This is a genomic window from Enterobacter genomosp. O, assembly GCF_001022965.1.
Taxonomy (GTDB): Bacteria; Pseudomonadota; Gammaproteobacteria; order Enterobacterales; family Enterobacteriaceae; genus Enterobacter; species Enterobacter cloacae_L.
On record NZ_LECZ01000027.1, the window covers coordinates 497,929 to 505,711 of the forward strand.

Consider the following 7,783-nt stretch of genomic DNA (forward strand, 5'->3'; position numbering starts at 1 on the left):
AAACAGGATAAACAATGAGCATCACCATTCGTCAGGCCCGCCCCGAAGATGCAGCGGCGATATACGCCATGATTTACGAGCTGGCGGTGTATGAAAAAGCGCCGGAAGAAGTGGTTACCACGCCGGAGGAGATCCGGGAAACGCTCTTTGGCGCAGGGACTAAAACCGAGGCGTTGATCGCGGAGTTTGACGGCAAGATTGCCGGCTATGCCGTGTTCTTTACCAGCTATTCAACCTGGCTCGGACGCAACGGGATTTATATGGAAGACCTTTACGTGTCTCCGGAGTATCGCAGTAAAGGCGCGGGCAGAGCGATGCTGAAACATATCGCGCAGCTGGCGGTAACGCGGCAATGCGGTCGCCTTGAATGGAGCGTGCTTGACTGGAACCAGCCCGCCATCGACTTTTACCTGAGCATTGGCGCGCTGCCGCAGTCCGAATGGGTACGCTATCGTCTTGATGGCGAAGCGCTGCTGAAATTTGCCGAATAACAGCCTCTTACTGCGCGAAGATCCCGGCCGGGCGGGATCTTTTCCTGCGCCGCCCCTGTCCGTGCCGCCTTAAAAGATGCTGAGTCTGTGCTACCATTCCATAAATTTCATAAACATATTGCAGAACGCCATGACGACAGCCCCCTTTATCCGCCCTCAGCTCACCCTGCCAGACGGTGCCGACAAACTGCTGCTGCACTCCTGCTGCGCCCCCTGCTCGGGTGAAGTGATGGAGGCCATCCAGGCCTCGGGAATTGACTACACCATTTTTTTCTATAACCCCAATATCCATCCACAAAAGGAATACCTCATCCGCAAGGAAGAGAATATTCGGTTTGCGGAAAAACACGGCGTGCCCTTTGTTGATGCTGATTACGACACCGATAACTGGTTTGAGCGCGCGAAAGGCATGGAGTGGGAACCCGAGCGCGGCGTCCGCTGCACCATGTGCTTCGATATGCGCTTCGAGCGCACGGCGCTCTATGCGGCAGAAAATGGCTTTAGCGTCATCAGTAGCTCGCTGGGGATCTCCCGCTGGAAGAACATGCAGCAGATAAACGACTGCGGCCAGCGTGCGGCAGCGCGCTATCCGGGCATGATCTACTGGGACTACAACTGGCGCAAACAGGGCGGTTCGTCCCGCATGATTGAGATCAGCAAGCGGGAGCAGTTCTACCAGCAGGAGTATTGCGGATGCGTTTACTCGCTCAGGGACAGCAACCTGCACCGCAAGTCTCAGGGCCGCCCGCTTATCCGCATTGGCACCCTGTATTACGGTCAGGATGAGAATGAGAAATAACGGGTTTGCGACATAGAGATATATCCGAAAACAGCCGTATCGGATGACGAAATTAGCCTTTCGTCTCTCACATCTGCAAAGAGAGGCTATCCTTTAAGTGTCAACACAAGGAGGCAAAAATGTCTGATTTCGGTACCGATAAAAACACCCAGTTCGCTGAAGACAAAGCAAAAAATAAACTTGATGAACTTGCAGGCTCAGCGCAGCAGCAGTTTGGTGAATTTGTTGATTCACCAAAGCATCAGGTAAAAGGCGCGGCAAAAAAATATGCAGCCCAGGCCAGCGACGCCGTTTCTGATGTTACTGAAGCGGTTAGAAATAACCCCCTCACCGGCCTCGTTGCAGCGGGTGCAGTGGGTATTGTTCTCGGCCTGTTGCTGGGTCGAAAATAAATAAAGGCCCTTCGGGGCTTTATTTTTTCTTAGCTGAACATGCGGACCATGCGGTCCAGTTCTTCCTCTTTCACGGCTCGCGATAAATAATAGCCCTGAAAGTTCTTGATCCCCATCGCAGCTAATTTTTCAAACTTTTCCTCACTATCTACCCCCTCGGCAATGCAGTCCGTTCCGGTCATATCGCTATAAATCTGTATCGCTTTGATCAGATTATAGTCGTTGTCATTTGCCACAAAATGCTCGACGATGTCCCTGTCCAGTTTGAGCCCGTCAAAATGTACCTGCCGCACCGGGAACATGGTTTGGTGATTAGAGAAGCAGTCATCCAGAAACAATCTACACCCCGTATTGCGTAAATGCCGCATGGTTTCAGGGATCCTCTTGTCCTTCGTGACGTCAATATCCTCTGCAAATTCAAAGACCAGCTTTTCGGCCCACTGTGGTTTGAGCAACATACTGATAGCTTTACGCGCCATATCCGGTAAGGCATTCCCGGAAGCTAGCCGAGGGGGAATGTTAACCGAAAAATAATATTTCCCATTATATTTATTAATCCCAGAAACGGCAGCATGAATGACTAACGCCGTCATTTTTAGCCATATTTCATAATTGCAAATATCGGTCAAAAAATTGGCTGGCTTGACAATTTTACCGTTTTTATTCCAGCGAATAAGAATTTCAAACCCTACCCCTTTTTTATCACGATCGGTAATGATCTGATAGGCAGGAAATATCTCTTTTTTATGTAATGCTTTAAAAATCTCCACTTCTTTATCCGTAAACCCAGCATTTTGACTCTGACGCTTAATGCTACCTTCCGCTTTAAAGTTGTGAGGATCGTGCAACCAGCGTTTAATCAAATGTAATTTCAGCACACCTTCTTTGCGATGTGTATATACCGTTTTATTGGAAAGCGCCATTTTGTCGCATAATTGTTTGACAGACATACCGCGGTAGAAATGCAACAAAACGTCTATCTCTCTTCTTGTTAACCACTTTAGATTTTCTTGCGCAGAAATAGCCTTATTGTAATCGCGTAATAGGCGCGAGCGATCGTTAAATCCATTATGGTGCGTGTCGAAACAGCTTATAATGTCAGAAATGCTGGCAATACGAATTAATGATAACTGATGGGTGTTATTTAAAAGACTGCCCAGCGTGCGATATAACCAGCCGTCAGGTATATCACCATACAGCGTGACGCGTCGAATAACCGGAAGCACATTAAGGAGGGATGCCAACCGCTTCAGGCTCTCCAGAAGATTGATAATACCTTTACCAAGAAATACCACGATGCGAGCATTATGATTTAAAAGGATATTTTCCACATCCTGTGGCGATACCTCGTCTCCGTTAAAGTGAATATGCGACGCCTGTATTCCGTACTTGTTAAGCATCAGACTATATCCCTGGAACGTGAAACCGCAGGCTGAGATGACAAATGATTGTTCATCGCAAGCCCCATTTACGAGAGAAACCTTGTGGGTCATAACCTGCTCCTGGGCACCAAAGCGCCATTTCTAATTTTGAATGCGTAAAATTTAATGCATATGCTGTGAATATTAATTTTAGCGTACCAACGCCGGGTAAGAAACAGTTCTCAGCGGAACATCTTTGCGTTTATCACCTGATGCCACATAGCCCGCAAATATACTTTTCTTTTCAAATAACCTCGGTAAATACTTCCTTCTCAGGGTATAATGAAAATTCCGAAAAAGAAGACTGGATACTTCATCTATCGGCTCATTCAAATACGAGAAAAACGCTATGGATAATCATATCTCATCCAGGGCCTTGCTACATCGAAGGGATGTTATTAAGAGCAACCCGCGATTCGGCGAGGCAATATTAGAGCACTACACAATTAATGACGCCATCTACAAAAAACAACCTTTGTTCTACAAGACAATGCTGCAGGAATCACGATTCAATATTATTCTCTCCATGTGCTGCTTTATTTTTGGGAATCAGGCCGAATCCGTTTCAGAAATTAAAGAGTTATGTTCTCGCTATAAGATAGCCAGCCCCAACAGCGTTATTGCGATCATTACCATACTCAGAACTACCGGGCGCATCCGGACCTGGCGCTGCACGGAAGACCGACGCAAAACCCGAATCGCGCCAACCGAGAAAGGGTTGAATGAACTTAAGCGTTATATGTCCGGCGCATTTTTGCCGGTGAGTATTCTTTACCCGACATTTAATATCAATGTTAACCTGCTGGATAATGACGCATTAAGAAATAATTTCTTCCGCCGCGCGGCTGAATATCTCTTTCGGGGGTTGACGTTCAGAAAGGTGTTGCCTGAAGTGGGATTATTTATCGATAAGGACGGGGGGCGAATGATTATGCTCTATATTTACCTGCAGGCCATGAAAAACAAATCCGCTCACGGTGCAATCATTACCTATTCAGCCAGCACGCTCGCCAAAGAATTTTATGTTTCGCGCATCCACGTCAACCGGATTATTAAATCGGCACAGGAGGCGGGTTATCTGAAAGATCGCGGTGATGGTCGGATGTCGATATACCCGGCGTTTATCGAACTGGTCGAAAATTACGCCGGATTATATTTTGCCTACGTCACGCACTACATTAACGTTGTACCTAAAGAGCGACGCCATGCTCATCACATGACGTCAACGGTATAAGCAGCAGGCGTTCGGCATCCCGAACGCCGTTTTCCTATCTTTCCCGCAGCGCCTCTTTTGCCTTATTCAGCGGTTTCAACAGATAATCCAGAATCGTTTTGCTGCCCGTTTTTATATCAACGGTGGCAATCATGCCCGGAAAGACGGGGAAGTCTTTACCCTGCTTATTGGTCAGATGGTTGCTGTCGGTACGGATATAAACGCGATAGTAGTAAACATCTTTTTTCACCTCGTCCTGCAGGGTGTCCGGGGAAATCATGGTCACTTCTCCTTCCAGCCCACCGTAAATGGAGTAGTCATAGGCCGTAATTTTCACCAGCGCTTTCTGGCCTGGATGGATAAACGCCACGTCGCGCGGCGAAATTTTCGCCTCAACCACCATCTGGTCGTCTAACGGGACCAGGCTCATCAGCTTGCCGTTCGGCGGGATAACGCCTCCCACGGTGGTGACGTCAATATCCTTCACGATGCCGCGCACCGGGGCATTGAAGGTCAGCCTGGTCAGGGAGTCTTCGCGCCCTTTCATCACCGAACGCTGGGCTTCAATTTCCGCATTGGCTTTCGCCAGCTCCTCACGGGCGCGAACGTAATACTGGTTTTTCATCTCGGTGATTTTATTCTCAAGCTCGTTTTTTTGACGCTCAAGACGTAACACCTCAACCTTGCTCGCCGCCCCCTGCGTTACCAGCGGACGAGTGAGCGATAGCTCGCGCTGAACCAGCTCGGCGCCCTGCCGTAATCCGGCCAGCCCTTTTTCGAGGCTTTCGCGACGGGACTGGTAAAGCGCCGTTTCCTGTTTGACCAGCTCAACGTCGTCATCCAGCTCGTCGGGGAACGCGAGTTCCGTGTCGTTCACTTCGGCCTTCAGGCGCGCGGCGGTAGCCATCGCGGCATTCAGACGAGACTCACTCTCCAGCACGCTTGACTCGGTTTTCGTCCGGTCAAGCTGCGCGAGCTGCTGTCCGCGTTCGACAATATCGCCTTCGCGCACCATCAGGCTGTGAATAATGCCGCCTTCCAGGGACTGAATCACCTGCTCGTGAGAAGAGGGGATCACCTTGCCGCTGCCGGTCGTCACTTCATCAAGGTCAAACAGGCTCGCCCAGGCAATAAACACCGCCAGCAGGGCGAACAGCGACCATGCTACCAGTGACGAGCGCGGCAGGCGTGGCTCTTTCAGACGACTATTGAAACGCGAGAAATCATTCATGCCGCACCCTCCTCTGCAACCGCCGCCGGCTTCATGGTCACGGTACGCTGCGCGGCTTTCTGCGGCGCCATACCGTGCTGATGCAGGATCGCATCGCGCGGGCCGTCCATCACCACCTTGCCGTTTTCCAGCACGATGATGCGGTCGACCAGGTCCAGAATCGGCAGGCGATGCGTCGCCACCACCAGCGTGCGGCGTTTACCCAACCATTTGTGAAGATGCTGAATAAACTGCTTCTCGCTCATTTCGTCCAGCCAGGCGGTAGGCTCGTCCAGCAGCAGGATAGTCGGGGAAGTGATCAGCGCGCGCGCCAGCAGCAGCGCCTGTCGTTGGCCGCCCGACAGGCCAGCTCCGCCCTCGTTGATGATGTAGTTCAGCCCCATTTTCTGCTTGCGCACAAACTCCAGCGCGCCGCTGTTGACCAGCGCCTGATGAATCTCGTCGTCGGTAGCTAACGGGTTGCCCATCACAATGTTGTCGCGAACGGAGCCAAAGAACAGACGGGCCTGCTGGCTCAGCAGCTGCATGTCGCGACGCACGTCGGCCGGGTCGAGGTGATTAAGGGCAATATCGTCCAGCAGAATGCTGCCCTGCTGCGGCTCCTGCATGCCCGCCAGAAGCTGTAACAGCGTGCTTTTCCCCGAGCCATTGCGCCCGAGCACCGCCACGCGCTCTCCGGCGCGGATCTGCAGCTTGCTGATGTTGAGCACGGTGAGCTTCTCATCCTCGTCGTAGTAAAACCCGACGTCTTCGAGCGCATAGTCGCCGCGCAGGTGGGCCTTGTGCACCTTCTTGCCGTGCTGCGGGTCGTCAATCGGCCGCTGCATCAGGTCGTCCAGCCCCTTGCGGGCTACTTTCGCCGACTGCCAGCGCGAGAGCACGCCAGAAATCTGCGACAGCGGCGCAATGGTCCGCGACGCCAGGATCGAGGTCCCCACCAGCGCCCCGGTGGTCATATCACCGCTGATGACCAGGTAGCAGCCCACCAGCAGCACTACCGCGTAGACTATCGACTGCACCTCCTGCGTCCAGGTCAGCAGCAGACCCGTCAGCCAGCGCTGCTTCATACCGACGCTGGCGGCTACGTCGTTGGTGTTATTCCACTGGTTCTGAAAACGCTGCTCGGCGCGCATCAGCTTGATGTCTTCAATGCCCTGCACCGCCTCCACCAGGGTAGCGTTACGAATGGCGGATTCGCGCATCCCTTCGCTGGAGAGCTTGCCCAGCGGGCGCTGCACCAGCAGGCCGGGAATGAGCAGCAGCGGTACGGCGAGCAGGACCACCAGCACCAGCGGACCGCCAATCATCCACAGAATAAAGACGAACAGCAGGAAGAACGGCAGATCGGAAATCGCCGCAATGGTGGTGGAGGTAATCAGCTCGCGCACCGACTCCAGCTCGCGAATTTGAGCGATAAACGATCCGGTTGATTTGGATCGCGCGCCGTTTTTGATCCGCAGCGCGTGGGCAAAAACGCGTTCGGAGATGCGCAGGTCGGCGCGTTTCCCCACCACGTCGGAAATATGCACGCGCAGCATGCGCATGATGAATTCAAACAGAATGGCAATCATCACGCCGCCAAACAGTACCCACAGCGTGGCCTCCGACTGCGACGGGACCACCCTGTCATAGACCTGCATGGAGAAGACCATGCCGGAGAGCGCCAGCACGTTGGCAACCAGCGCCACCAGCATAATGTCGCTGTAACGTCGCCAGTCCTTCAGCGCCAGCTGCCAGAACCAGTTTTTCTCATACGGTTTGATGTAGTCATCCACGCGGGCATCCGGCGTGGATTCGAGCGGGCGCAGCACCATCAGCCCTTTTAGCCGTGGCCCGAGCTCGTCACGCGTCAGCGTCGTCTCCAGCCCCGCGTCGCCGCTGAACTGCAGGCTGACGTTGCCTTCGCTGTCCATGCGGTTAATGACCGCAATCTGGCCGCCGGTGAATTCCGCCAGCAGCGGCAGGCGCCACGGGTCGAGGGATACCGCTTCAGCCGCCACCGCACGCATCCCCAGCCCAAGCTGGCGCGCCATCTCCTCCAGCACCTGCTGGCGCGGAGACTGGCTTTCATGGTTAATCGTGACCCGAACATGCTCCGCCGAAAAGTCCAGCCGATAGTGCTTCGCGATGATGAGCATGCCCTGCAGCCAGGGTTCGTACTGTGGATGTGTCTTCATAATCTCCGGGTTAACGCAATTCGTGTAAAAGAAACGCCAAAAGGCCGCGGGGATCGCTC

7 protein-coding genes are annotated in these 7,783 nt (G+C 52.8%); 4 read left to right on the forward strand and 3 right to left on the reverse strand.

The features are described 5' to 3' along the window. Positions 1–14: 14 nt before the first annotated feature. The 3 genes from ABR39_RS21190 (at position 15) to ABR39_RS21200 (ending at position 1,682) form a co-directional block, all read left to right on the forward strand. Positions 15–491, forward strand: coding sequence for a GNAT family N-acetyltransferase (locus ABR39_RS21190; RefSeq protein WP_047348587.1), 477 nt, complete (start codon positions 15–17; stop codon positions 489–491). Positions 492–621: 130 nt separating this feature from the next. Continuing rightward, positions 622–1,290 carry an epoxyqueuosine reductase QueH gene (locus tag ABR39_RS21195; RefSeq protein WP_047348588.1) on the forward strand — a complete coding sequence of 223 codons (669 nt, stop codon included), beginning with the start codon at positions 622–624 and terminating at the stop codon, positions 1,288–1,290. A 119-nt stretch (positions 1,291–1,409) separates the two neighbouring features. Beyond that, complete coding sequence (locus ABR39_RS21200) at positions 1,410–1,682, forward strand: DUF883 family protein (RefSeq protein WP_047348589.1); 273 nt, start codon at positions 1,410–1,412, stop codon at positions 1,680–1,682. 29 nt (positions 1,683–1,711) lie between these two features. Here ABR39_RS21200 and ABR39_RS21205 read toward each other — a convergent pair whose 3' ends face one another. Beyond that, a complete protein-coding gene (locus tag ABR39_RS21205) occupies positions 1,712–3,175 on the reverse strand; it encodes an EAL domain-containing protein (RefSeq protein ID WP_047348590.1) in 1,464 nt (487 codons plus the stop codon). A gap of 277 nt (positions 3,176–3,452) precedes the next feature. Between ABR39_RS21205 and ABR39_RS21210 the strand changes: the two genes are divergently transcribed. Continuing rightward, the gene (locus tag ABR39_RS21210) at positions 3,453–4,337 is read left to right on the forward strand and encodes a hypothetical protein (RefSeq protein ID WP_047348591.1); all 885 of its coding nucleotides are present in this window, start codon (positions 3,453–3,455) and stop codon (positions 4,335–4,337) included. A 34-nt stretch (positions 4,338–4,371) separates the two neighbouring features. Here the strand turns inward: ABR39_RS21210 and ABR39_RS21215 are convergent, their stop codons facing one another. Both ABR39_RS21215 and ABR39_RS21220 read right to left on the reverse strand, forming a co-directional pair. Further along, positions 4,372–5,547, reverse strand: coding sequence for an HlyD family type I secretion periplasmic adaptor subunit (locus ABR39_RS21215; protein ID WP_047348592.1), 1,176 nt, complete (start codon positions 5,545–5,547; stop codon positions 4,372–4,374). Then, a complete protein-coding gene (locus tag ABR39_RS21220) occupies positions 5,544–7,724 on the reverse strand; it encodes a type I secretion system permease/ATPase (protein ID WP_047348593.1) in 2,181 nt (726 codons plus the stop codon). The genes ABR39_RS21215 and ABR39_RS21220 overlap by 4 nt, the downstream gene beginning before the upstream one ends. Positions 7,725–7,783 lie beyond the last annotated feature (59 nt).

Excerpts from the sequence above, each read along its gene's own strand:
- ABR39_RS21210 (WP_047348591.1), top strand. The coding sequence starts at position 3,453 with ATGGATAATCATATCTCATCCAGGGCCTTGCTACATCGAAGGGATGTT.
- ABR39_RS21190 (WP_047348587.1), top strand. The coding sequence starts at position 15 with ATGAGCATCACCATTCGTCAGGCCCGCCCCGAAGATGCAGCGGCGATA.
- ABR39_RS21200 (WP_047348589.1), top strand. The coding sequence starts at position 1,410 with ATGTCTGATTTCGGTACCGATAAAAACACCCAGTTCGCTGAAGACAAA.
- ABR39_RS21215 (WP_047348592.1), bottom strand. The coding sequence starts at position 5,547 with ATGAATGATTTCTCGCGTTTCAATAGTCGTCTGAAAGAGCCACGCCTG.
- ABR39_RS21205 (WP_047348590.1), bottom strand. The coding sequence starts at position 3,175 with ATGACCCACAAGGTTTCTCTCGTAAATGGGGCTTGCGATGAACAATCA.
- ABR39_RS21220 (WP_047348593.1), bottom strand. The coding sequence starts at position 7,724 with ATGAAGACACATCCACAGTACGAACCCTGGCTGCAGGGCATGCTCATC.
- ABR39_RS21195 (WP_047348588.1), top strand. The coding sequence starts at position 622 with ATGACGACAGCCCCCTTTATCCGCCCTCAGCTCACCCTGCCAGACGGT.